The sequence below is a fragment of the Ruminococcus flavefaciens genome (genome assembly GCF_900143025.1).
Classification (GTDB): Bacteria; Bacillota; Clostridia; order Oscillospirales; family Ruminococcaceae; genus Ruminococcus; species Ruminococcus flavefaciens_I.
In genome coordinates, this window is sequence record NZ_FRCT01000001.1 from 349137 (window position 1) to 371360 (window position 22224).

Annotated in this window: 22 protein-coding genes; 13 read left to right on the plus strand and 9 right to left on the minus strand. The window is 46.3% G+C overall.

What is annotated here, in order from left to right:
• Positions 1 to 6: 6 nt before the first annotated feature.
• The 8 genes from BUB28_RS01635 to spoIID form a co-directional block, all read right to left on the minus strand.
• Positions 7 to 780 carry a hypothetical protein gene (locus tag BUB28_RS01635; protein WP_139277493.1) on the minus strand — a complete coding sequence of 258 codons (774 nt, stop codon included), beginning with the start codon at positions 778 to 780 and terminating at the stop codon, positions 7 to 9.
• 9 nt (positions 781 to 789) lie between these two features.
• Entirely contained in the window at positions 790 to 1062 is a 273-nt protein-coding gene (locus BUB28_RS01640) for a hypothetical protein (protein WP_072948048.1), read from the minus strand.
• Positions 1063 to 1095: 33 nt separating this feature from the next.
• Positions 1096 to 1359 carry a hypothetical protein gene (locus BUB28_RS01645; protein WP_072948239.1) on the minus strand — a complete coding sequence of 88 codons (264 nt, stop codon included), beginning with the start codon at positions 1357 to 1359 and terminating at the stop codon, positions 1096 to 1098.
• Positions 1360 to 1507: 148 nt separating this feature from the next.
• Entirely contained in the window at positions 1508 to 1798 is a 291-nt protein-coding gene (locus BUB28_RS01650) for a hypothetical protein (protein WP_072948049.1), read from the minus strand.
• Entirely contained in the window at positions 1798 to 2835 is a 1038-nt protein-coding gene (gene gmd, locus BUB28_RS01655) for a GDP-mannose 4,6-dehydratase (RefSeq protein WP_072948051.1), read from the minus strand. Before gmd ends, BUB28_RS01650 begins: the two co-directional genes overlap by 1 nt.
• Before the next feature lie 14 nt (positions 2836 to 2849).
• Complete coding sequence (locus BUB28_RS01660; protein ID WP_072948052.1) at positions 2850 to 3914, minus strand: mannose-1-phosphate guanylyltransferase; 1065 nt, start codon at positions 3912 to 3914, stop codon at positions 2850 to 2852.
• A complete protein-coding gene (locus BUB28_RS01665; protein ID WP_072948054.1) occupies positions 3911 to 5296 on the minus strand; it encodes a sugar transferase in 1386 nt (461 codons plus the stop codon). Before BUB28_RS01665 ends, BUB28_RS01660 begins: the two co-directional genes overlap by 4 nt.
• Positions 5297 to 5477: 181 nt before the next feature.
• The gene (spoIID, locus tag BUB28_RS01670; RefSeq protein WP_072948056.1) at positions 5478 to 6500 is read right to left on the minus strand and encodes a stage II sporulation protein D; all 1023 of its coding nucleotides are present in this window, start codon (positions 6498 to 6500) and stop codon (positions 5478 to 5480) included.
• Between the two features lie 131 nt (positions 6501 to 6631).
• On the opposite strand from spoIID, the gene BUB28_RS01675 reads away from it, so the two are divergent.
• The 11 genes from BUB28_RS01675 to BUB28_RS01725 are packed head-to-tail and all read left to right on the plus strand — an operon-like array spanning position 6632 to position 17638.
• Complete coding sequence (locus BUB28_RS01675) at positions 6632 to 7990, plus strand: citrate synthase (protein ID WP_072948057.1); 1359 nt, start codon at positions 6632 to 6634, stop codon at positions 7988 to 7990.
• Positions 7991 to 7998: 8 nt separating this feature from the next.
• Positions 7999 to 9321, plus strand: a complete 1323-nt coding sequence (locus BUB28_RS01680; RefSeq protein WP_139277494.1) for a hypothetical protein — start codon at positions 7999 to 8001, stop codon at positions 9319 to 9321.
• A 33-nt stretch (positions 9322 to 9354) separates the two neighbouring features.
• The gene (locus BUB28_RS01685) at positions 9355 to 10056 is read left to right on the plus strand and encodes a response regulator transcription factor (RefSeq protein ID WP_072948061.1); all 702 of its coding nucleotides are present in this window, start codon (positions 9355 to 9357) and stop codon (positions 10054 to 10056) included.
• Positions 10056 to 11459 carry a sensor histidine kinase gene (locus BUB28_RS01690; protein WP_072948063.1) on the plus strand — a complete coding sequence of 468 codons (1404 nt, stop codon included), beginning with the start codon at positions 10056 to 10058 and terminating at the stop codon, positions 11457 to 11459. The genes BUB28_RS01685 and BUB28_RS01690 overlap by 1 nt, the downstream gene beginning before the upstream one ends.
• A gap of 36 nt (positions 11460 to 11495) precedes the next feature.
• Positions 11496 to 12581, plus strand: coding sequence for a DUF1385 domain-containing protein (locus tag BUB28_RS01695; protein WP_072948064.1), 1086 nt, complete (start codon positions 11496 to 11498; stop codon positions 12579 to 12581).
• The gene (gene prmC / locus BUB28_RS01700; RefSeq protein WP_072948066.1) at positions 12575 to 13450 is read left to right on the plus strand and encodes a peptide chain release factor N(5)-glutamine methyltransferase; all 876 of its coding nucleotides are present in this window, start codon (positions 12575 to 12577) and stop codon (positions 13448 to 13450) included. The genes BUB28_RS01695 and prmC overlap by 7 nt, the downstream gene beginning before the upstream one ends.
• A 19-nt stretch (positions 13451 to 13469) precedes the next feature.
• Positions 13470 to 14651 carry a recombinase RecA gene (recA, locus tag BUB28_RS01705; protein ID WP_072948067.1) on the plus strand — a complete coding sequence of 394 codons (1182 nt, stop codon included), beginning with the start codon at positions 13470 to 13472 and terminating at the stop codon, positions 14649 to 14651.
• Positions 14651 to 15292: a regulatory protein RecX gene (locus tag BUB28_RS01710; RefSeq protein ID WP_072948069.1), complete on the plus strand. Its 642-nt coding sequence runs from the start codon at positions 14651 to 14653 to the stop codon at positions 15290 to 15292. Before recA ends, BUB28_RS01710 begins: the two co-directional genes overlap by 1 nt.
• A 1-nt stretch (position 15293) precedes the next feature.
• The gene (gene rimO / locus BUB28_RS01715) at positions 15294 to 16622 is read left to right on the plus strand and encodes a 30S ribosomal protein S12 methylthiotransferase RimO (RefSeq protein WP_072948071.1); all 1329 of its coding nucleotides are present in this window, start codon (positions 15294 to 15296) and stop codon (positions 16620 to 16622) included.
• Positions 16622 to 17206: a CDP-diacylglycerol--glycerol-3-phosphate 3-phosphatidyltransferase gene (gene pgsA, locus BUB28_RS01720; RefSeq protein ID WP_072948072.1), complete on the plus strand. Its 585-nt coding sequence runs from the start codon at positions 16622 to 16624 to the stop codon at positions 17204 to 17206. Before rimO ends, pgsA begins: the two co-directional genes overlap by 1 nt.
• 45 nt (positions 17207 to 17251) lie before the next feature.
• On the plus strand, positions 17252 to 17638 hold the full coding sequence (locus BUB28_RS01725; protein ID WP_072948074.1) for a metal-dependent transcriptional regulator: 387 nt from the start codon (positions 17252 to 17254) through the stop codon (positions 17636 to 17638).
• A 55-nt stretch (positions 17639 to 17693) separates the two neighbouring features.
• Here the strand turns inward: BUB28_RS01725 and htpG are convergent, their stop codons facing one another.
• Positions 17694 to 19595 carry a molecular chaperone HtpG gene (gene htpG, locus BUB28_RS01730; RefSeq protein ID WP_072948075.1) on the minus strand — a complete coding sequence of 634 codons (1902 nt, stop codon included), beginning with the start codon at positions 19593 to 19595 and terminating at the stop codon, positions 17694 to 17696.
• Between the two features lie 516 nt (positions 19596 to 20111).
• Here htpG and BUB28_RS01735 point away from each other — a divergent pair.
• Complete coding sequence (locus BUB28_RS01735; RefSeq protein ID WP_072948077.1) at positions 20112 to 20489, plus strand: hypothetical protein; 378 nt, start codon at positions 20112 to 20114, stop codon at positions 20487 to 20489.
• 229 nt (positions 20490 to 20718) lie between these two features.
• Positions 20719 to 22137, plus strand: a complete 1419-nt coding sequence (gene cysS, locus BUB28_RS01740) for a cysteine--tRNA ligase (RefSeq protein WP_072948079.1) — start codon at positions 20719 to 20721, stop codon at positions 22135 to 22137.
• Positions 22138 to 22224: the final 87 nt, after the last annotated feature.

The window sequence follows — 22224 nt, forward strand, 5'->3', positions numbered from 1 at the left end:
TCCTGTTTATCTGCTCAATATAAGCAGATATATCGTAAAAATAAGCATTCCTGCCAATAAAGCGAGGAATATGCAGAAATAAGAGATACAGCCTATAAGAGAATATTTCTGTACATAGACAGTGCTTGTGTCCTCCCTGTCATAGAGAAGAGTCAAAGGCTGTTTTTTCATTTTGCGTGAAGCCGCTGCAAAATCGCAGACAGATTCCTCATGGTACACTCCGTCCTCGGTGGTATAGCCGAATATAGCCTGAGAATTCCTGCCGTATATCTGCCACCGCAGGAACCTGCCCTCGGTGCGCAAGCCCTCTTTTTCCAGTTTTATGCATTTTTTCAGGCTGAAAAACGATGAAATCGTCATTGCCAGCATAAATCCGTTGAAAGCTGCGGCAATAGCTATAGCAGGGCTGAAAATAAAGCCTATGGCTGTAAGAAGTGCTGCGCAGCTAATGGTCAGCAGTACTATCTTCACCATTCTTTTGGGCTGTTTTACCGCGAAATATACCACAGGTATGCTGATAATGGCGAGCATGACTATATCTCCCCATATTTTGGGATCAATGAAAAATGCAGGTATGGTCAGTGCTGCGATAACTCCCAGCACGAGAAAAAGTGCGGAAAGTGCGCCCTTCGGATCATTTATTAGCAGCTTTATGTAACATCTCAAAAGAAAACCAATGAGCACTAAGCTCGGTATAGCAGCAAGTGCTATCAAGCCATAGTCCTCCACAGCTTCACTGAGCCATTCTCCAAAGCCTGATAAACAGATAAGAAACAGCATAGCTTTTAATTACAGCATTACCTTGTTTGCGATCTCTTTTTCAAGCTCTCTGATGTATTCGTCCACATCGCGTATGGAAAATCCCGATGCAGGCAGGAAAAGGCACTTTGCCTTTTTCATTGGCATATGTCTTATTTTCAGAAGCTCTGCGTTTATGGCTGCATCTGACATAATAGCACTGTCTATAGCTGTGATAAGACAGGTGTAAGCGTCGATTTTTGCAAGAACGTCATCCTTATTGTAACCGCCCAATGCGGTTTTGAAATAGATCTCATTTCCCATAAAAACGCTCCTTTCAGAAGGCGTCGTCTGTTTTTATTTGAATGCTTTTGCGATCCCCTTTTCCAGGTCTGCAATGTAGGCGTCGGTGTCCTCTATCGAGAAACCGATCTTGCCGAAAAATCCGCCCTTTTCCTTGAAAAGCGGCTGCTGGTGGATAAGCTCCAGTTCAGCCTTTGCCTTATCCTGCGGCAAACCGTTCTGCATTGCGGTTATAAGAATGTTGTAAGCGTCAAGTTTTTCAATGAAGGACTGCTTATTATAGCCGCCCTTCTGGTCTCTTAAAATATCAAGTTCCATATTATATTGTACTCCCTTTATCATATCTACAGCTTACCGAGCCCCCTGTCAAAAGCCGATATCACACGGCTTTTCGGTCAGCTGTTACTTTATGTGGTTATGTTTGCGGTATGTTGCTAAAAGGAAAAATTGCCAATAAATATAATTATTATTTGCCTTCAAGAGCAGTCATTATCTGTGCATCAAGCTTCTCTATGAGCCTGTCTACTTGTTCAACGGAATAGCCGTATTTGCTGAAGAAGCCGCCTTTAACTCTTTTGAGCGGAAGCTGCCTGAGCCTTTCAAGATGAGGCAGCATTTTTGCGGCGATAGTTTTCGGATCTTTTGCGAAATCTACGAACATATCATATGCTTCGAGCTTTCTTAAAACCGATCTTTCGGTATAGCCGCCCTCTTCCTTTTCAAGCGATTCCTTTATATTAGCAAACCGAATCTGCATTAGCCAAGTATTTCCTTGACCTTTATTTCGTTCTGAACAAGCTCAAGGTCGTTCTTTACCATGCGCTCTACAAGCTGTGAGAAGTCTATTTCACGCTTCCAGCCGAGAACCTTTTCAGCCTTTGAAGGATCGCCGAGAAGGATATCTACCTCAGCAGGACGGAAGAACTTCTTGTTTACCTTTACGATAGTCTTGCCGTTTGCCTTGTTTATACCTATTTCGTCAACACCTGTGCCCTTCCACTCAACTTCGATGCCAACGTGCTTGAATGCAGTCTCAACGAATTCGCGGACAGTTCTTGTCTCGTTTGTAGCGATTACATAGTCATCGGGCTTGTCCTGCTGGAGCATGAGCCACATAGCGCGTACATAGTCCTTTGAGTGGCCCCAGTCACGCTTTGAGTCCATATTTCCGAGCTCCATGTACTCCTGTACGCCCAGCTTGATACGTGCGGCAGCGTCTGTTATCTTACGTGTAACGAACTCGATGCCGCGGCGTTCAGACTCGTGGTTGAAGAGTATGCCAGAGCAGGCAAAAAGACCGTAGCTCTCGCGGTAGTTCTTTGTTATCCAGTGACCGTAGAGCTTAGCTACGCCGTATGGGCTTCTTGGGTAGAAAGGAGTTGTCTCCTTCTGAGGAGTTTCCTGTACAAGTCCGAACATTTCGGAAGTAGAAGCCTGATAGAAGCGAGCCTCGGGCTTTACGATGCGGATAGCCTCCAGCATATTTGTAACGCCGAGAGCGTCTATGTCAGCAGTGCCGAGAGGAGTATCCCAGCTTGTAGCTACGAAGGACTGAGCAGCAAGGTTGTAGACCTCGTCAGCCTGTGATATCTTCATAGCGGATATAAGTGAAACAGGGTCTGTCATATCTGCGTAGATAAGGTTGACCTTGTCCTTGAGGTGAGCGATGTTGCCGTAGTCAACGGTAGCCTTTCTTCTCCAGATACCGTATACATTATAGCCCTTTTCGAGAAGGAGCTCTGCAAGGTAAGAGCCGTCCTGACCTGTGATACCTGTTATAAGTGCGTTTTTCATTTATTATATCTCCTTTAAACTAATTCGTTCCTGTTCTGCTCTTTGAGCTGTGCGATGACCTTTTTAACGTCCTGAGTATTGTTCTTTGAGCATACCAGCAGTACATCGTCAGTATCAACGATGATAAGGTCTCTTGTGCCTACAGCGGCAACAAGGCGTTTTCCGCCGCATACAGTTGTACGCTTTGAATCTATGGTGATTACATCGCCGTCGATGTAGTTGTTTTCGTCATCGGTCTCGTTTATACGTTCAACAGCCAGCCAGCTTCCAACGTCGTCCCAGCCGAAGCTTCCGGGGATAGTGTAGATATGCTTTGCCTTCTCCATAATGCCGAAGTCTACTGACTCGCTTCTGAAGGCTGTAAATTCCTTTACGAGGACTTCGTTGAACTCAGGTGTGCCGTAAGCCTGTCCTATGCGGACTGCGCCCTCATAGATATCGGGCATGAGAGACTGCATATTGAACATGATAGAGGAGAGCTTCCATACGAACATACCGCTGTTCCAGAGGTACTTGCCTGATGCAAGGTACTCCTTTGCAGTCGCAAGGTCGGGCTTTTCCACAAAACGCTCAACGGCGTATACATCGCCCTTTTCTTCACCGAAATTGATGTAGCCGTAGCCTGTTTCGGGATATTCGGGGGTGATGCCGATAGTAACAAGACGCTTGCCTTTTTCGGCAGCCCTGATAGCTTTTTTAAGTGTATTTATATAGATATCCTCATAACCGATGAGGTGGTCTGAGGGCAGTACAAGCATTACTGCGTCCTCGTATTTTCTGTTTATTACAGCTGCTGCAAAGGCGATGCAGGGAGCTGTATTTCTTGCGCAGGGCTCTGCGAGTATATTTTCACGCGGTATATTCGGGAGCTGTTCCAGTACAAGGTCGATGTAAGCTGCATTTGTAACGATATAGATATCCTCAGCCTCAACTATTGGTGCAAGTCTTTTTACAGTTTTCTGTATCATGGTCTCGCCGTCTCTTGTCAGTGAGAGGAACTGCTTTGGACAAGCATTGCGGCTTTTCGGCCAGAAGCGTTCTCCTCTTCCGCCTGCCATGATAACTGCGGTGGTTTTCATTTTGTGTCCTCCTTTTGGGTTATGTTCTTCGGCATGAGAAGGTTTTCCGCAGTTTCTGCGTTATTCTTCGGAGGGAAGAACATTGTCTTTATAGTCATAAGTATTATCTGAAGGTCAAGACGTATTGAGTAGTTTTCAATGTACATCAGATCCATTTTCAGCTTGTCATATGGAGTTGTATCGTATGCGCCCGTGACCTGTGCATAGCCTGTGAGACCTGCCTTGACTTTGAGTCTGAAGCCGAATTCGGGCATTTCCTTTTTGTATTCCTCGGTAAGCTCGGGACGCTCGGGGCGCGGTCCTACAACGGACATATCACCCTTGAGGATATTGAGGAGCTGAGGGAACTCGTCGATACGGAATTTTCTCAGTATCTTGCCCACAGGGGTTATACGGTCGTCCTCCTCGGAAGCAAGGCGGGGCTTGCCGTCCTTTTCTGCGTCAACTATCATGCTGCGGAATTTATACACATAGAATTCCTTGCCGTTAAGGGTAAGACGCTTCTGCTTGTAGAATACAGGACCTCTGTCGTAGAGCTTTACGGCGATTGCCGATATGAGCATGAACGGAGCAGCAGGTATCAGCGCAACAAGGGAGAATAAAATGTCGAAAATGCGCTTTACAAGCTGCTGCTCGAAGTCGAGGCCGTAATTGCGGCAGAGCATGAGAGGAGTATCGAAAAGACGTATATCGTCTGCTCCTCTTATTATAATATCTGAGATTTTCGGTGCTATATACGCACGTTTTGAGTGCTCGAAGCAGAATTTAAGGTAGTCGTTGCGCTGTTCGGCAGGGATATCGCAGACGATAGCTCCCTCGTACTTCATAATGAGCTCCTTGACTTTTTCTTCGGGCTCGTTTATGCTTATAGACTCGCAAATCATGTACTTGTCCACGCGCTGACTCATTTTGAGCACAAGTGAAGCCGCCTGATGACTGCCGTAGATGATGACCAGCTTTCGGGGAGGATACATCATAAAATATATCTTTCCCGCCAGAAGCGTCCATATGGCTATCGCGCCCAGATCGACGCAGGTCATATACACCACGGGTGGGACGGGCATGAAGCGTCGTCCTATAAGGCTGATGACGAAATACGACACCACATTAACGCATATCATGGATATCATTTGTGAGTACAGCATATCGGTCTTTTTCAGGTAGCCAAGCTTGAAGCCGCCGTAGGCTCTGAAAAAGAGCCATACCAGCAGGCAGTATATGGCGATTAGCACCCAGTTTCCTCGCCTGTAGTAAGGCAGTACTATCTGCTCGCTGTAGTGTCTGTACCATACAAAGGCAAATATCCCTGTGATTATGCACAGCAGGAACATTGCCGAGATGAAAGTTACAAATCTTTTATATAAGTCTCTGTTTTTGTTCATAATCCTTTATCCGTCAGTTATCGGACATGAGTCTCCTTCGGGTTTGTTTTTTATATTTCTTAATAATATGCCGTTTTTAACGACACAAAATCATTATAGCAAATCGTCAGAGTTATGTCAATACGAATTGACGGATTTGGCAAAAAACGACCGACTTTTATGGCTTTTTGCACAATAAATATCAGCACTCGGCAATGGTGCAGTCGGGGTAGTAATGAGCGATGATGTCGCGCCAGCTTTTTCCTTCCTCCGCCATAGCGTTTGCACCGTACTGGCTCATTCCTACGCCGTGACCGTAGCCTTTGGTGGTGAAAATCGCGGTATCGCCTTCAATACGTACATCAAAGCTTGCAGAGCGAAGGGAAAGGGCGTTCCTTATATCGTTTCCCGTAACGGATTTTCCGCCTGCTTCGGCTGAAAGGACTGTACCTGCGTCGGAGGTGGTCTTTATCTGTATCCATTCCGACATATCATCACCGAGGGATATGTCCTCAAAGGCAGATTCAATGGCATTTTTCAGCTCGTCCCGTGAAAGCTTCTTTTCTTCGCGGAATTTTGGTGCGGTCAGGTCGGAGCGGCTGTCAACTTCAACGAGGTAGTCAACATGAGTGCCCCATATGTTTTCTGCGCTTTCCGTATAGCCTGCCGACATGGAGTGGAAAGCGGCTATGATAGGTGCATCATCATATGTGATTATGTACGGCAGCACCTCGTCTACAGCGGCGGATATTTTGCTGTAGCTTTCCTCGAATTTGCCGCCGAAACGCTCACGAGCCTGTTCCTTTGTGAAAAAGCCCTGATATACTGCGGTATCATTGGAGAAATCGGCTCCTTTGAGCTCGGGAGTAGGTGAGGCTTTTTCACGCAGGCGCTGTCTTTCTGCGTAGGTGTGAGCGGCGGCAGCCTGAGCTTTCAGGGCTTCCTCATGGAATGATGCAGGCATTTCTGCGCAGACGGCTCCGATGACGTAGTCACGGACAGAGACTTCAAGCACTTTTCCGCTTTCGATATCCAGTACCTTGTACGGCTGGTCTGAGCATATAGCTTTATGTGCAGCTTTATCGGCTGAAAGACCAACTTCATTGGTTGTTATCTGTACGGTATCATCGGGCATCGCTCCTTTGCCGTAAATGCAGGCAGGCAGCACGGGGATAAGCGCAGCTGCGGCGGTGAGCAGCAGTGCGGCAGCAGGATATTTTTTCATAAGCTTCTCCTTTGGTCACAGTGTATAAGAACATTTGTTTTGAACATCGGTTTATATACGAAATAACATTTGACATTAAAAGGAATATGGTGTATAATTAATAATGAATATGTTTTAGGAGTGTGATCATAATGCCTTCATTCATTTCAGGGGCTAATATTACAGATTTATGCGGCAGACTTGCTGATAATACCGCTATAGATCCAAAACTTTATGAAAAATATCACGTTAAGAGAGGACTCCGCAACAGTGACGGTACAGGTGTTATGGCAGGCATAACCAATATCTGTAATGTTCACGGTTATGTTATGAATGAGGGAGAAAGAGAGCCTATCCCCGGACAGCTCATATACAGAGGATATAATATCAACGATCTTGTTGCCAATGTTGAAGAGGACGACCGCTTCGGATATGAGGAGACGGCTTTCCTTCTGCTTTTCGGTCATCTCCCGAACGTGAAGGAGCTGAAGACCTTCAGTTCATACATTTCAGTAAAAAGAGACCTCCCCAACGGCTTCGTTGAGGATATGATACTCAAAGCACCGTCAAAGAACATAATGAACAAGCTGGCACGTTCTGTTCTGGCTCTGTATTCCTACGATGACGAGTGCGAGAACAAGGGGCTCGAAAACGAGATGCGCACGGCTGTAAGCCTTGTCGCAAAGCTGCCTGTCATCATGGCTAACGCTTATCAGGTAAAGCGCAGAGTTTTCGACAACCAGAGCATGATAATGCACCCCATAAACTATGAGGAAAACACAGCACAGTGTATCCTTTCGCTTTTGCGTCCCGACAGACAGTACACAAAGGACGAGGCACAGATGCTTGACCGTCTCCTCATGTTACAGGCTGAGCACGGCGGCGGAAACAACTCCACATTTACCTGCCGCGTACTTACTTCATCGGGTACAGACCCATATTCTGCTTATTCTTCGGCTATATGCTCACTGAAGGGACCTCGCCACGGCGGTGCTAACCTTCAGGTCATAAATATGCTGGACAATTTCAAGGCAAATATCAAGAACTGGGAAAATGAGGGCGAAGTCGCAGATTATATACGCAAGACTATCCGCAAGGAGACCAACGACCATTCAGGTCTTATTTACGGTATGGGTCACGCTGTATATACTATCTCGGATCCCCGTGCAGTTATCTTGAAGAAGAAGGCGTTCGAGCTTGCAAAGGGCAAGGATATCGAGGCTGAATTCAGACTCCTCGAAACTATCGAGCGTCTTACTCCCGAGATATTCCTCGAAATGAAGGGCAGCACAAAGACTATGTGTGCAAATGTTGATATGTATTCCGGTCTGGTGTACAGAATGTTGGGTATCCCTGATGAGCTCTTTACTCCGCTTTTCGCTATCGCTCGTATGGCAGGCTGGGCAGCTCACCGCATGGAGGAGATACTCACAGGCGGAAGGATAATCCGTCCTGCATACAAGGCTATCGCAAAGGAAAAGGAATATATAAAGCTCGAAGAGCGTGAATGATATTACTTATGAAAAAAATTTCATTGCTGTCGGTGGCTGCGCTTACAGCGTCAATGCTGAGCAGCTGTACATTCGGTGCGAGCATAGATACGCTGATGGCTCCGCCAAAGCTCAGTGTGGAGCAGGAGCAGATATACTCTGCACTGACTACCGCACACGGAACAGCTATAAGCCTTAAATACCCGAAAACGGGAAAGTACCTCTCCGCCTTTATAGTCGAGGATATCGACGGCGACGGAGGAAATGAGGCTCTGGTGTTCTATGAGAGAAAGGACCATGCAGCCGATGAAAATCCGCTGCGTATAAATATACTCGATAAGAAAGATTACAAATGGAGCTCGGTATGGGACGATGCTGCCGACGGCAGCGAGATAGAAAAGGTCATGATATCAAAGCTGGGCTCGAATGACCGCATCAACCTTATCATCGGCACAAGTATGATAAACCGTTCCGAAAAGAACGTTTCCATATACAACTATGCCGACGGAAGGCTTACAAAGCCGCCTACATTTTCGGCTTCATATTCGTTCATTGACGTAAAAGACCTTGATATGGACAACGAGTATGAGTTCCTGCGGCTCACAAAGGCTTCAAGCGATGCGCCTGCGCTGGCTGAGGTCTACAAGCTTGACAAAAACGGCAAGTATCTGAAAAAGAAGCTGGAGCTCAGCGAGAAGTTCAGCGAGTTCGACAACATAAGCTACGGCAAGGTCGGTGATTCCGAAATGGGCATATACATCGACGCTCTGTCGGGTACAGGATATGTTCAGACCGACGTTCTTTACATGAAGGACGGTGCTCTGAAAAAGGTCTTTGAGACTTCCGAGGAGTCTGAGGAAACTATACGTCCCGCAGGTTTTTCCTGCTTTGACGTTGACGGCGACGGAACTCTTGAGATACCCGGACAGGTGATAGCTCCATGTTATGAGACTTCAGCCGAAGGCGAGCAGCTGAAGCTGACTGAATGGAAGCACATAAACAGCAATTATATGCTTGAAAAGCAGTATACCTCGTATTACAGCCTCAACGACGGATATATCTTTATTTTTCCCGAAAAATGGGAGAATAAGGTCACTGTAAAACGAGATGTAGTAAATGATGAGATGGTTTTCTGTACATATAACGAAAACGGTACGGGAAGGGAGCTTCTGCGTATTTTCTGTGCAGAGGACCAGCCGTCCCGTGAGGACCGTATCTCGGGCGGATATATGCTCATGCATTCAAAGGGCGAATTGTCGTACCTTGCGTATATCCCTTCTCCCGATACAGGCAATGACGGTCTCGGGATAACGCCAGCAGAAGCTGCTATAGGCTTCAGATTCAGAGATTGATATACTACTTACTCATTCAAAGGAGTGAAATATATGAAACGTATACTTATATGCGAGGACGAGGATACTATCCGCGAATTCGTTGTCATAAACCTTAAACGTGCAGGCTACGATGTAGTAGATGTAAACTGCGGTGAAGCGGCTCTCAAGACCTTTGAGGCTGAACACGGCAATTTCGATATCGTACTGCTGGATATTATGATGCCGGGTATTGACGGCTTTACAGTCTGCAAGAAGATACGTGAGAAAAGCTCGACTATCGGCATAATAATGCTTACCGCAAGGACTCAGGAAATGGACAAGGTAAGCGGTCTTATGATAGGTGCCGATGATTATATTACAAAGCCCTTTTCACCCTCGGAGCTTACTGCCCGCGTTGACGCTATATACAGGCGCGTGTGCATGAGCTTTATCAAGAATGAAAAGCAGTCTGTCATCGAGAGCGGACCTTTCGTGCTCAACCTCAAGAGCCGCACAGTCACAAAGGACGGTGCTCCCATTGAGCTTACACAGGTAGAGTATCAGATACTGGAATACTTTATGAACAACAAGAATACCGCTCTTGACCGCGCAAGCATACTCAACCATATATGGGGCGAGAGCTATTACGGCGATGATAAGATAGTCGATGTAAATATCAGACGTATACGCATGAAAATAGAGGAAGAACCGTCAAGCCCCAAATACATCATTACTATATGGGGCTATGGATATAAGTGGAATGACGTTCAGTAATGGCTAAAAAGAGTATCACAAAGCGATGGATATTCAACAACCTGGGCGTTGTTGTACTCGCACTTCTGGTCATAGACATGGCTATAGTCTATGCGATACAGAATTATTTCTACAGCTCTGCACGACAGTATATCGTGTCAAAGCTGAATGCTGTCACAAGTATACTCAGTATGCATTCTCAGGACAGCTCGACGAATTTTTCGTCGGAAATGAGAAATATGCTTGAGACCTTCAATGAAAAGGACAAGATAGAGCTTATGGCTGTAAACTCAAAGGGACGAGTAGTCCTTACCTCCTCGGGATTTTCTCCCGATGCGGACGATGTCATGCCTGATTATGTAAAGGCTATGGAGTCGGGGGAGGGCTATCATGTTTACAGGCTGGGCGGCGGTGAAAAGGTGCTTGCGGTATCAATGCCCATATCTTCAATGAGCAGTGAGTACAGCGCAGTGAGAATGGTAACATCTCTCACCGATATTGACAACACCATAAAGACCTATACAGCCGCTGTAACTATCGTATGCCTTATCATTATCCTGATAATCGTAATAACGGGTCTGTACTTTGCAGGCTCTATCGTAAGACCTATCCGACAGATAAGCGGCATCGCCCGTAAATACGCTATGGGAGACTTCTCCACGCGAATAGACAACGACAGCGATGACGAGATAGGCGACCTCTGTACTGCCATAAACAATATGGCGGACGAGCTTTCAACTGCCGAGGCTATGAAGAATGAATTCATTTCCTCTGTGTCACATGAGCTTAGAACCCCACTTACAGCTATAAAGGGATGGGCTGAAACTCTTATGATAGACGGCGGCGGCAGTCCTGACACCATGAAAAAGGGCGTCAAGGTAATAGTTAACGAGACTGAGCGTCTGTCGCAGATGGTGGAGGAGCTTCTTGACTTCTCCCGTATGCAGAACGGACACTTCACTCTCCAGAATGCAAATATGGATATCCTCGCCGAGCTTGGTGACGCTGTGCTCATATACAGCGACAAGGCAAGGCGTGAAGATAAAAAGATAATCTATGACGAGCCTGAGATGCTCCCATTCGTTTTCGGAGACAAGAACCGTATCAGGCAGGTGTTCATAAATGTTATCGACAACGCTGTAAAGTATTCCTCAGCAGGGGATACGGTTACAATAAAAGCCTATGAATCAGGCGACAGCGTTATAGTATCCGTTACGGATACAGGTCTTGGCATAAAGCAGACCGACCTTGCAAAGGTAAAAACAAAATTCTACAAGGCAAATCACACACGCCGCGGCTCGGGTATCGGTCTTGCGGTTGCAGACGAGATAATAAGTATGCACGGCGGCAGGCTCGACATCGACAGCGAGGGCGAGGGCAAGGGTACTAAGGTCACTATAACTCTCCCTGCGGTAAAGTCGTAAGGCGACAGGCATTACTATTTTCAATAAGGTGAAAAAATGGGAAATAATACTAATTCAGAAACAAAGGAAAAATTCAAATCCAAGATAGGCGGTCAGGCACTGGTCGAGGGCATAATGATGCTGGGACCGAATACAGGCGCTATGGCTTGCAGACTTCCCGACGGTACTATAGACCTTGAAACATGGGAAGAAAACAACGGAAAGAACGCCCCGTGGTACAGAAAGGTACCCCTTGTGCGAGGCTGTACAAGCTTCGTTATATCCCTTGTCAAGGGCTATAAGTACATGATGAAGTCCGCAGAAAAGCAGATGGTGGACGATGAGGACGACGACAAGAAGAAAGACACTAAGAATAAGAAATCAGATGTTCCAGAAAAGGCAATAGCTGACGCAGAAGCTGCTGCCGAAGCTGCCGCAGATACGGATATTGCGGAGAATAAAGCCGATACTGCCGAAAAAGCTGAAAACAGCGGCGAAAAGAAGACAGAGAAGGAAAAGGACACAGTTACCGATATATTCATGTATTTAGGCATACTTCTCGGTGTTGCAATGGCAATAGGACTTTTCGTGTTCCTGCCTAAGTGGCTGGTGGGACTTATCCCGTCTATCAAGGAGCACCGTATAGTACGCTCTCTCCTTGAAGGTATAGTGAAGATAGTGCTCTTTGTGCTGTATATGTACCTTGTGAGCCTTATGAAGGATATCAAAAGGCAGTATATGTACCATGGCGCAGAGCATAAGACTATAGCCTGCCATGAGGCAGAGCTCCCCCTTACTGTGGAAAATGTCCGCAAGCAGACACGCTTCCACAAACGCTGCGGCACAAGCTTCATATTCATCGTGCTTATCGTAAGCATACTTGTTATGTGCCTTGTACCGTTTACAGTCACATGGCAGCGTATCGTAGCATCACTGGTACTTCTTCCCCTTGTTGTGGGAATTTCATATGAGTGTATACGTCTGGCAGGAAATAACGATAATACCTTTACAAGGATATTGTCCGCACCCGGACTGGCTATGCAGCGCATAACCACCCGCGAGCCCGACGACAGCATGATAGAGATAGCTATTGCAGCTATGAAGCCTTGTATCCCCGAGGATAAGGAGGAGGACAAGTGGTAAGCCGCGGAGAGCTTTTCACAGAATGCCGCAGTCTTATCGCAGCCCGCGATGAGGATACGGCAGACTTTGATACCACCTGTATCTTTCAGGACCTGCTTGGTGACAAAAATCCCATGTTTCTCCCGAAAGAGCCTGTACCCGATGATAAAGCGGCAGAGATACGCTCCCTTGCGAAAAGACGCTCTGAGGGCTATCCCTTGCAGTATCTTCTCGGACAGTGGGAGTTCTGGGGCTGCAATTTCAAGGTGGGCGAGGGTGTACTTATACCCCGCCCCGATACGGAAACTCTTGTGGAGCAGGTGCTGGATATCTGCCGCAGGGAAAAGCTTAAAGCACCGAAAATAGCCGATCTTTGCAGCGGAAGCGGCTGTATCGCGGTGGCTCTGAAAAAGGAACTTCCCGATGCTGAGGTTTACGCTGTTGAGCTTTCGGATAAGGCACTTGGATATTTAAAGCAGAATACTGCCGCAAACGGCTGCGGTGACATACACATTATAAAAGGAGATGTGCTGAAAAGAGAGACCGCAATGTCTCTTATGGGACTTGATATCCTTGTCAGCAATCCCCCATATCTGACCTCTCAGGACATGAGTGAGCTTCAGACCGAGGTCACTTATGAGCCTGCCTCCGCACTTTTCGGCGGCGAGGACGGGCTCGGCTTCTACAGAGCTATGACGGAGTTGTGGAAAATGTCCGTTAAGGAGGGCGGCTTCATCGCCTATGAGTTCGGCATGGGGCAGCACGATGATGTAAAGGCTATACTTGAAAAAAACAGCTTCACAGATGTGGAGTTCAGAAAGGACGGCGGCGGTATAATAAGAACAGCTGCCGCACGTAATATAATAGTAAACAAACCTGCAATAATGTAACAGATCGGAGGAAATACCAATGGCAAAGAAGGAGCTTGCAAAAAAGCCCACTGTTGTTAGAGTTACTACAAAAGAGGATAAAAAGACTGCTCTTGAGGGAGCGCTCAAACAGATAGAAAAGAAATACGGTGCAGGCGCAGTAATGCGTCTTGGTCAGACTAAGACACTGAATGTTGCTGCTATACCCACAGGCTCTATGACTCTTGATATGGCACTGGGAATAGGCGGTGTGCCACGCGGACGTATCGTTGAGATATACGGACCTGAAAGCTCAGGTAAGACTACAGTTGCCCTTTCGATAGTCGCTCAGGCTCAGAAGGCTGGCGGCGAGGCTGCTTTCATCGACGTTGAGCACGCTCTCGATCCTGTATACGCCAAGGCTCTTGGTGTAAATATAGACGATCTCCTTGTATCACAGCCTGACAGCGGTGAGCAGGCACTTGAAATTGCAGAGGCTCTTATCCGTTCGGGTGCTATCGACGTTATCGTACTTGACTCTATCGCAGCTATGACTACCCGTGCCGAGATCGACGGTGAAATGGGTGACCTGCACGTAGGACAGCTTGCAAGACTTATGTCACAGGCTATGAGAAAGCTTACAGCAGCTATCTCAAAGTCGAACTGTGTTGCTATATTCATAAACCAGATCCGTGAAAAGATCGGCGTAATGTACGGAAATCCCGAGACTACCCCGGGCGGACGCGCTCTGAAGTTCTATTCATCTGTCCGTATCGAGGTAAGAAAGGGTGAGGTGCTAAAATCGGGCACAGATGTTATCGGCGCAACTACAAAGTGCAAGATAGTAAAGAACAAGGTGGCTCCACCTTTCAAGGAATGTCAGTTCGACCTCATGTATGGTACGGGCATATCCCGTACAGGCGAGGTGCTTGACCTTGCTGTTGACCTCGATATCATCAAGAAGGGCGGCTCATGGTTCAGCTATAAGGATCAGAAGCTTGGACAGGGACGCGATAACGTCAAGGAGCTGCTCCAGAATGACGAGAACCTTATGAAGGAGATCGAGGAGCAGATACTCGCCCATAAGGACGAGCTTGATAATGCGGCTCCTAAAAAGAGCAGCAAGAAGGAAAGTACAGATGCTGATGATTCAAAGGCTGAGAGCGTTGAGGCTGTTGACAGCGAAGATGTTCTCGCAAGCTTTGACGAGGATTTCGAGGAGTTCACTCCTGCTGAGGAATAATGAAGATAACCTCGGTCACGCGATATAAGGGCTCCACATATGAAGCGGAGCTTGATGACGGGCGGAAGCTGTATCTCCATGCGGATATAATCACCGATTTCGGCATACACGCAGGTATGGAGACTGAACGCGATACCCTCAGAAAGATAATATACGCTTCAAATTTTCGCAGAGCCTATCAGCGGGCACTTTATCTGCTGGATTACAGAGATTATACTTATTCGGAAATGTATAAGAAGCTCATGGAAAACTATAAAAGCGCACCGCTGTGTACGGCGGTGATGAAAAGGCTGACTGAGCACGGCTTTATAGATGATGCGAGATATGCCGAGCGCATGGCGCGTAAGCTTGTTGAAGTAAAAAGATACGGCTACAGGCGCTCAAAGCGCGAGATAATGCAGAAGGGCATAGATCAGTTTATAGCCGAGGACGCTCTCACGCCGTATTCCGATGTGTTTTATGAGAATATACTGGAGCTTCTGCGCACTAAACATTCCCGATATCTCACAGATCGTGAGGATAGAAAATCAATAGAAAAGGTCAAAAGTGCTCTTGTGCGGTACGGCTATGATTTTACCGAGATAAACCGTGCTGTGAAGGAATATTTCGAGAGCACCGATGTACCTGAGGAGGATAACTGATATGGCGATCAAGGTGGGTATGGTATCCCTTGGCTGTTCAAAAAATCTTGTAGACTCAGAGCGTATGCTCTATAAGCTGAAAAGTCACGGATATCAGCTTGTAACTGAGCCGGGACTTGCAGATGTTGCGGTAGTCAATACCTGCGGCTTTATAAAGTCTGCAAAGGAAGAGGCTATAGATACCATTCTTGAACTTGGAAAACTCAAAGAAGAGGGAACGCTGAAAAAGATCATCATAACAGGCTGTCTCGTTGAGAGATATAAGGAGGAGGCTGCCGAGCAGTTCCCCGAGGCAGATGCTGTTATAGGCATTGGAGATACCAAGGATATAGTCGATATTCTCGATCATGTCCTTGCAGGTGAGCATTGTGTACACTTTGCTCCAAAGCTTGAAGCAGAGCTCAGCGGCGAAAGGATAATATCCACACTGCCGTTCTTCACATATCTTAAAGTAGCCGAGGGCTGCTCAAACTGCTGCACTTACTGCGCTATACCTCTTATCAGAGGCAAATTCCGAAGCGTACCAATGGAAGATGTGCTGAAGGAAGCACGTTTCCTTGCGGAAAACGGAGTTACAGAGCTTGTAGTCATAGCGCAGGATACCGCACTTTACGGCAAAGACCTTTACGGTGAGCCGAAGCTTGCGGAGCTCCTTACCGAGCTTTGCAAAATAGACGGGCTCCGCTGGATACGTACTCTTTACTGCTATCCCGAGCGCATAACGGACGAGCTCCTTGATGTAATAGCAAGAGAAGATAAGATAGTAAAGTATCTTGAAATACCCATACAGCACTGCAATGGCGATATACTCAAGCGTATGAACCGCTGGGGCGATACGGAAAAGCTTGAAGCCCTCTTTGCTCATATAAGAGAAAAAGTCCCGAATATAATACTCAGGACGACACTTATCACGGGATTTCCCGGTGAGACAAAGGAACAGTTTGAGGAGCTTGCGGAATTTGTAAAGAGAGTCCGCTTTGACAGGCTCGGTTGTTTTGCATATTCCCGCGAAGAAGGTACAAAGGCGTATGACTTCCCCGATCAGATCGACGAGGAGACCGCCGCTCACCGTGCAGATATAATCATGGAGCAGCAAATGCTCATAAGCTGTGAAAATAACGAAAAGCATATGGACGCGGAGCTTACCGCAGTCGTGGAGGGCTTTGATAAATTCGGTGAATGTTGGTTCGGCAGAACCGCACTTGACGCTCCCGACATAGACGGAAAGGTGTTCTTCACATCTGAGACACCACTTGAGATCGGTAAATATGTAAAAATAAGGATCACCGATACGCTTGATTATGATTTGATAGGAGAGGTGATAGACTAATGAACCTTCCAAATAAGCTGACTCTTCTCCGAGTCATACTTATTCCGTTTTTCCTGCTGTTTATGTATATAGACATTCCGCTGCACTATGGCATAGCTCTGCTGATATTCTCGGCGGCTTCCATAACAGATGCTCTTGACGGAAAAATAGCACGAAAACGCAATCTTGTAACAAATTTCGGAAAATTTCTCGATCCTCTGGCTGATAAAGTGCTTGTAATAGCGGCTCTTACGGTATTCGTAGAGCTTTCAGAGGTAAAAATGGGAGCTATACCGCTGATAATAATAACGGCGCGTGAGTTCATGGTCTCAGGTTTGAGACTTCTCGCAGCCAACAGCGGGATAGTAGTCGCTGCAGGTATATGGGGTAAGCTGAAAACAGCTTTTACAATGGCAGCGATAGTTGCGATACTCTTCTGGCTTTGTCTTTGCTTTGATTTCAGTATCGGCTTCCCGGAATCATTCAGAAAAGCGATAGACGATATAGTTATCCCTGTCCTTATCTGGATCTCAACTGTTCTCACTGTTATATCGGGAGCAGTCTATCTTAAGGGTTATTGGCATCTTATAGATTCCGATAAATAAACATACCAAAATGATATACTAAGGATTATTGAAAGGATTTTGACTATGAAACAATGTGCAGGATACGTAAAGTATTTAGTAGCGATCAAAGAATTATCTGAAGCAGACGAGTATGTTCGCTGTGTGAACATATCCAAGCATCTGGGAGTATCCAGACCCAGCGTCAGCAAGATGCTGAGATGTCTGGCTAACAGCGGATATGTTTATGAGGATTACTGCAACAGCGTAGTGCTTACTCCCGAGGGTGAAAAGGCGGTGGAAGAGATATTCTCGACATTCAACGAGGTAAATACCTTTTTCCATAAGTTCCTGAAGCTCTCAAAGGAGGAATCGCATGAGCAGGCAATAAAGTTCATAACTGATTTTCCTCAGGACACCTGTGAACGGCTTAGAAAGGTCGTAAGACGTACTTTAAAGAAAAAAGATGCATAAAAACAAAACGGTACTCTTTTGAGTACCGTTTTTTTATGTTATCTATAATGTAAGTTTACATCAGTTCGCAGATAAGATTTGAGAACTCAACAGGATTTTCTATGCTCATGCCTTCGATAAGGAGTGCCTGATCGTAGAGGAGCTTTGCATACTTGCCCAGCTTGTCCTTGTCGCCGCTTTCGTTGAGAGCCTTCAGCTTGCCGAATATCTCATGGTCAGGATTGATCTCGAGGACGCGCTGTGCGTGTATCTTCTGGTCTGTAGGCATTGAGTTGAGTACCTTCTCCATTTCGAGAGATATCTCGCCTTCACTTGTAAGGCATACAGGATGAGATTTAAGTCTCTGAGAAAGAGCAACCTTAGTTACCTTGCCGTCGAGAGCGGTTTTAAGCTCATCGAGGAGACTTGCACTTTCCTCCTCCTTAGCTTTGAGCTCCTCCTTCTTTTCGGGAGTTTCAAGACCGAGGTCGTCAGCGGATACAGACTTGAATTCCTTATCCTTATACTTCATAAGTGACTTTATTGCAAATTCGTCAATATTGTCTGTGAGATAGAGTATCTCGAAGCCGTTTTCCTTAACAAGCTCTGTCTGTGGGAGCTGTTCGATACGTGCAGCACTTTCGCCTGTAGCGTAGTAGATGTACTTCTGATCCTCGCGCATAGCTGTAACGTACTCGTCAAGAGTTACAAGCTTCTGCTCGTTTGAGGAAGTGAACAGAAGGAGATCCTGTAACTTCTCCTTGTTCATGCCGAAGTCGCTGTATATACCGTATTTGAGCTGTAAGCCGAATGCCTTCCAGAACTCCTCATACTTCTCACGCTCATTTTTGAGCATCTTTTTCAGCTCGTTGCTTACAGTCTTCTCGATGCTCTTTGCAATAGCCTTGAGCTGTCTGTCGTGCTGGAGCATCTCACGGGAGATATTCAGAGAAAGATCCTCTGAGTCTACAAGACCCTTTACGAAGCTGAAATAATCAGGGAGCAGGTCTGCGCACTTATCCATGATAAGAACGCCGTTTGAGTAGAGCTGCAAGCCCTTTTCGTACTCCTTGGAGTAGTAATCGAATGGAGCCTTTGACGGGATATAGAGCAGTGCGTTGTATGCAGGCATCTCGTTGCTGATGTGAGAATACTTCAGCGGCTCGTTGTAATCAAAGAACTTCTCGGTATAGAAGTGCTTGTAATCCTCTTCTTTAAGCTCATTCTTGTTCTTTTTCCAGAGAGGAGTCATGCTGTTGAGAGTTTCAACTTCGATGTAGTCCTCATATTCAAGGGGCTTCTTAGCTTCCTTTTCCTCTTCGGTCTGCTCCTTTGGACGGCTGTGGGATACTTCCATTTTGATAGGGAAGCGGATATAGTCGGAATACTTGCTTACAAGTGACTTTATCCTGTACTGGTCGAGGAACTCGCCGTAGTTCTCATCGTCTGTATCGTCAAGGAGTTCAAGGATTATCTCAGTACCTGCACTCTTCTTGTCAGCTTCTGTGATAGTGTAGCCGTCAACGCCCTCAGACTCCCACTGGTAAGCCTTATCGCTGCCGTAAGCCTTGGATATTACAGTTACTTTCTTGGCAACCATGAATGCTGAGTAGAAGCCTACGCCGAACTGTCCGATTATTTGATTATCCTCTTCAAGCTTGTTCTCATTCTTGAACTTGAAGGAACCGCTGTTTGCGATAGTACCGAGGTTGTTTTCAAGCTCTTCCTCGGTCATACCGATACCGTTATCGGTGATTTTAAGTGTACGGCTGTCCTTGTCTGCGGATATCCATATTGCGAAATCGTCTTTATTGAGACCGACCTTGTCGTCGGTAAGAGATTTGAAATACAGCTTATCAATAGCGTCACTGGCGTTTGAGATAAGCTCACGGAGAAATATCTCTTTATGAGTGTAGATCGAGTGGATCATCATATCGAGCAGTCTTTTGGACTCTGCTTTGAACTGTTTGGTTTCCATTAAAAACATCTCCATAGTGAAATTAGCACTCTGCTTATCAGAGTGCTAAATAAAGTATATATCTTTTAAAGGGGCAAAGTCAAGGAAAAGGAGAAATGTTTACAATTTGTTCATATTTATCCTCGATTAATCTTGACAAATCCCTGCACTATAGTATATAATAGTTTAAGAACTAAGAACTAAGAACTAAGAACTAAGAACTAAGAACTAAGAACTAAGAACTAAGAACTAAGAACTAAGAACTAAGAACTAAGAACTAATAACTTAAAGGCATAGCAGTCAGAGTAGCTTTTTTGCGGACTTGCAGAGAGTGTGCGGCAGGTGTGAGCACATAGTCGGGAGAAGTGAAGTGCGGCTGTCAGCTTCGGCAGGGAAGCGCGAAAGCGTGTGTATCTGTCGGCGTTTCGTCCGCGTTAAGGATAAGATGAGTTCAAGACGGAGTGGAAACGAGCATTTGCGCCTCCGAGGGTAATACCTCGGGGGCTTTTATTTTTTGGGTACAAAAGGAGGGCAGATATGAATATAATAAAATATCCGTCCGCTGAAGCTGTGAATGAAGCAGTAAAAGCTGACAGCAGACTTCTCGGAGCTGTAAGCCTTGACGGAAGCACGGCTTATGTAGGTGCCGCCGATACCGTAGGCGACCATATAGCGCTTCTTGAAGCCTTTGGCGAGGAAAGTCCTTCGGGCTTTTTCAGGCTCAGCTTTGACAGCCTCACAGCCGAGTGGACTTTTTCATGTCCGCGGAAGTATAAAGGCATAACTGATGACAAGGAGCGTATTGACGCTTACTACCGTGACGGACTGCGTGTTATACCAGAGTTTCTGGTGATGTTCGGCTACTTTTCAAAGCTAAAAATAAAGAACCCACCACCTGAGATATGGGAGATATGAATAGCCTTTAGCTTTGTAGGTGCGGCGTTCCGCCGCCCGATAATATGTAAAAATTGTAGGGGACGGCGTCCTCGACGTCCCGAAATCAATTGGCTTTGTAGGGGCGCACAGTGTGCGCCCGATAAATATGCAATAAACCTGCGGACGCACACTGTGCGTCCCTATGCGGGAAAATTTGTAGGGGGCGCAGGCTCTGCGCTCCGAAAAATAGATTTTTGGAGGAAGAAAAATGCAGCTTTACAATTCATTATCACACAAAAAGGAAGAATTCGTACCGCATGAAGAAGGAAAGGTGAATATGTACACCTGTGGACCTACTGTGTACCACTATGCGCATATCGGCAACCTGAGAAGCTATATCATGGAGGACATACTCGAAAAGTATCTTCGCTTTACAGGCTATGATGTAAAACGCGTTATGAACATCACTGATGTAGGACACCTTACCAGTGACGGCGATACAGGTGACGACAAGATGCTCAAGGGCGCAAAGCGCGAGCACAAGACAGTAATGGAGATAGCAAAGTTCTACACAGACGCTTTCTTTGACGACTGCAAGAAGCTGAATATCAAGACACCTGATGTAGTCGTACCTGCTACTACTTATATAGATGAGTTTATCCGCGTTATCATCAGTCTTATGGACAAGGGCTACGCATACGAAGCAGGCGGAAATATATACTTTGATACTTCAAAGCTTGAAAAGTACTACGTATTCAACGATTTCAACGAGGAGGACCTTGCTGTAGGAGTCCGCGAGGGCGTTGAGGCTGACGAGAACAAGCGCAACAAGGCTGACTTCGTACTCTGGTTCACAAAGTCAAAATTCGACGATCAGGAGCTCAAATGGGACAGCCCGTGGGGCGTAGGCTATCCGGGCTGGCATATCGAGTGCTCATGCATCAGCATGAAGAATAACGGCGAATACCTCGATATCCACTGCGGCGGCATAGACAATGCTTTCCCTCACCATACCAACGAGATAGCACAGTCTGAGGCTTATCTTGGACATAAGTGGTGCAACTACTGGTTCCATGTACTTCACCTTAACACAAACAGCGGCAAGATGAGCAAGAGCAAGGGCGAGTTCCTCACAGTATCTCTCCTTGAAGAAAAGGGCTACAAGCCTGTTATATACCGTTTCTTCTGCCTGCTTTCACACTACAGAAAGTCACTGGTATTCTCATGGGAGAACCTTGACAATGCAGTAACTGCATACAATAAGCTCATTGAGAAGATAGCTCCTCTCACAAAGGAGAATGGCGGAGATATCGACAAGGCTGAGTACGACCGTCTTATGAAGGACTTCACAGACGCTCTCGACAACGATATCAATACAGCTATGGGCATTACCGTACTTTACGATGTACTGAAATCCAAGGCAAATGCGGCTACAAAGCTTGCGCTTATCAATGAATTCGACAAAGTCCTCGGACTTGACCTTGCTGCCAATGCAAAGGAGCTTGCAGAAAATGCCGATGCTGCTTCTGACGATATACCTGCTGAGGTACTTGAACTTGTTGAACAGCGTAAGGCTGCACGTAAGGACAAGAATTTCGCACTTGCAGACGAGCTCCGCGACAAGATAGCAGCACTTGGCTATGAGGTAAAGGAGACCCGTCAGGGCACGGAGATCAATAAGCTTTAAATCAGAAATTAGGAATTAGGAATGCGGAATTCGGAATTATCGGTGTACGTTTTATGACGGACGAAGCATAAACTTCAAATCGATCGC

Excerpts from the sequence above, each read along its gene's own strand:
- BUB28_RS01635 (WP_139277493.1), bottom strand. The coding sequence starts at position 780 with ATGCTGTTTCTTATCTGTTTATCAGGCTTTGGAGAATGGCTCAGTGAA.
- BUB28_RS01640 (WP_072948048.1), bottom strand. The coding sequence starts at position 1,062 with ATGGGAAATGAGATCTATTTCAAAACCGCATTGGGCGGTTACAATAAG.
- BUB28_RS01645 (WP_072948239.1), bottom strand. The coding sequence starts at position 1,359 with ATGGAACTTGATATTTTAAGAGACCAGAAGGGCGGCTATAATAAGCAG.
- BUB28_RS01650 (WP_072948049.1), bottom strand. The coding sequence starts at position 1,798 with ATGCAGATTCGGTTTGCTAATATAAAGGAATCGCTTGAAAAGGAAGAG.
- gmd (WP_072948051.1), bottom strand. The coding sequence starts at position 2,835 with ATGAAAAACGCACTTATAACAGGTATCACAGGTCAGGACGGCTCTTAC.
- BUB28_RS01660 (WP_072948052.1), bottom strand. The coding sequence starts at position 3,914 with ATGAAAACCACCGCAGTTATCATGGCAGGCGGAAGAGGAGAACGCTTC.
- BUB28_RS01665 (WP_072948054.1), bottom strand. The coding sequence starts at position 5,296 with ATGAACAAAAACAGAGACTTATATAAAAGATTTGTAACTTTCATCTCG.
- spoIID (WP_072948056.1), bottom strand. The coding sequence starts at position 6,500 with ATGAAAAAATATCCTGCTGCCGCACTGCTGCTCACCGCCGCAGCTGCG.
- BUB28_RS01675 (WP_072948057.1), top strand. The coding sequence starts at position 6,632 with ATGCCTTCATTCATTTCAGGGGCTAATATTACAGATTTATGCGGCAGA.
- BUB28_RS01680 (WP_139277494.1), top strand. The coding sequence starts at position 7,999 with ATGAAAAAAATTTCATTGCTGTCGGTGGCTGCGCTTACAGCGTCAATG.
- BUB28_RS01685 (WP_072948061.1), top strand. The coding sequence starts at position 9,355 with ATGAAACGTATACTTATATGCGAGGACGAGGATACTATCCGCGAATTC.
- BUB28_RS01690 (WP_072948063.1), top strand. The coding sequence starts at position 10,056 with ATGGCTAAAAAGAGTATCACAAAGCGATGGATATTCAACAACCTGGGC.
- BUB28_RS01695 (WP_072948064.1), top strand. The coding sequence starts at position 11,496 with ATGGGAAATAATACTAATTCAGAAACAAAGGAAAAATTCAAATCCAAG.
- recA (WP_072948067.1), top strand. The coding sequence starts at position 13,470 with ATGGCAAAGAAGGAGCTTGCAAAAAAGCCCACTGTTGTTAGAGTTACT.
- BUB28_RS01710 (WP_072948069.1), top strand. The coding sequence starts at position 14,651 with ATGAAGATAACCTCGGTCACGCGATATAAGGGCTCCACATATGAAGCG.
- rimO (WP_072948071.1), top strand. The coding sequence starts at position 15,294 with ATGGCGATCAAGGTGGGTATGGTATCCCTTGGCTGTTCAAAAAATCTT.
- pgsA (WP_072948072.1), top strand. The coding sequence starts at position 16,622 with ATGAACCTTCCAAATAAGCTGACTCTTCTCCGAGTCATACTTATTCCG.
- BUB28_RS01725 (WP_072948074.1), top strand. The coding sequence starts at position 17,252 with ATGAAACAATGTGCAGGATACGTAAAGTATTTAGTAGCGATCAAAGAA.
- htpG (WP_072948075.1), bottom strand. The coding sequence starts at position 19,595 with ATGGAAACCAAACAGTTCAAAGCAGAGTCCAAAAGACTGCTCGATATG.
- BUB28_RS01735 (WP_072948077.1), top strand. The coding sequence starts at position 20,112 with ATGAATATAATAAAATATCCGTCCGCTGAAGCTGTGAATGAAGCAGTA.
- cysS (WP_072948079.1), top strand. The coding sequence starts at position 20,719 with ATGCAGCTTTACAATTCATTATCACACAAAAAGGAAGAATTCGTACCG.